Source organism: Cyclobacterium qasimii M12-11B, assembly GCF_000427295.1.
In the GTDB taxonomy this organism is placed as follows: Bacteria; Bacteroidota; Bacteroidia; order Cytophagales; family Cyclobacteriaceae; genus Cyclobacterium; species Cyclobacterium qasimii.
Window position 1 is genome coordinate 1 of record NZ_ATNM01000184.1, and the last position, 1078, is coordinate 1078.

Sequence of the window (1078 nt, forward strand, 5' to 3'; positions counted from 1 at the left end):
GATGATCGCATATTTGCTTGAGCCGCCCAAGCATGCTGAGGATCAGCGCTTTTCGCTGCATGCCGGTCAGTGATGTCATATGGTCAAAAGTGTCTTTGACGAGCTGCTCATAAAGGGATGCCTGCTCGGCTGACAGCGGGATAAATTCTTTTTCTTCCAGCTTCTCAGGAAGATTAAGCGCGACCTCTTCATCCCGTTTCGTCCGGCGGAGAAGGAATGGCCGGATTAATTGCTGAAGCTGTCCGATTCTCTTTTCGTCCCGGTCTTTTTCGATCGGCAGCACATAGCGTTTATGGAAGCCGGTCAAACTGCCGAGATAGCCTTTATTCATGAAGTCAAAAATGGACCACAGCTCAGTCAGCCGGTTTTCCATCGGCGTGCCGCTCAGCGCGATATGGTGAAGCCCCTTCAGCTTCCTGATTGCGCGTGATTGCTTCGTATGCGCGTTTTTAATATTTTGCGCTTCATCAAGGCAGATCGTGTTCCATGTCACAGAAGAAAGCTCTTCAGTATCTGCATGTGACAGACCGTATGAAGTGAGCACCACGTCTGCGTTTTCATAATGCGCGGCGAAATCATCCCCCTTTGGCCGACGCGGCCCATAATGGAGCGCGACAGACAGATCAGGGGCAAAGGTTTGAAGCTCCCGCTGCCAGTTGCCAAGTACGGATGTCGGCGCAATAATCAAATGAGGCGTTTTTTGCCGGCCGCTTTCCTTCACGTGAAGGAAATAGGCCGATCATTTGAATCGTTTTCCCAAGCCCCATATCGTCAGCCCAGACAGGCGCCAAAACCGCTTTCCCGCAGAAACAGCAGCCAGTTCATGCCGTATTTCTGATAAGGGCGGAGCGTTCCTTTGAAAGAGGACTGACTTCGTGCTCCGGCAGGTTTTCCGCGGCAGTGAGCTTTCGAATCAGTGACCTGAGCTGTTTAGACAGATCAAACTGAATGCCGGCGAAAGCGGATGTATCAATCAGATCCGAATCCTCAAGTCCGCCATCCTGCTGATCCATTAGCTCGCGCGCCAGAATATCAGACATGTGGAGTCCCTCTGATTCTGCTTTTTCCATCAGGCGTT

At 51.5% G+C, this 1078-nt stretch carries 2 protein-coding genes; both read right to left on the reverse strand.

Annotated features, from left to right (window positions below; translation table 11 throughout):
• The coding region (locus tag ADICYQ_RS31370; protein ID WP_235114861.1) for an SNF2-related protein at positions 1-721 on the reverse strand (721 nt) is incomplete at its 3' end.
• A gap of 100 nt (positions 722-821) precedes the next feature.
• The coding region (locus ADICYQ_RS31375; RefSeq protein WP_235114863.1) for a hypothetical protein at positions 822-1078 on the reverse strand (257 nt) is incomplete at its 5' end.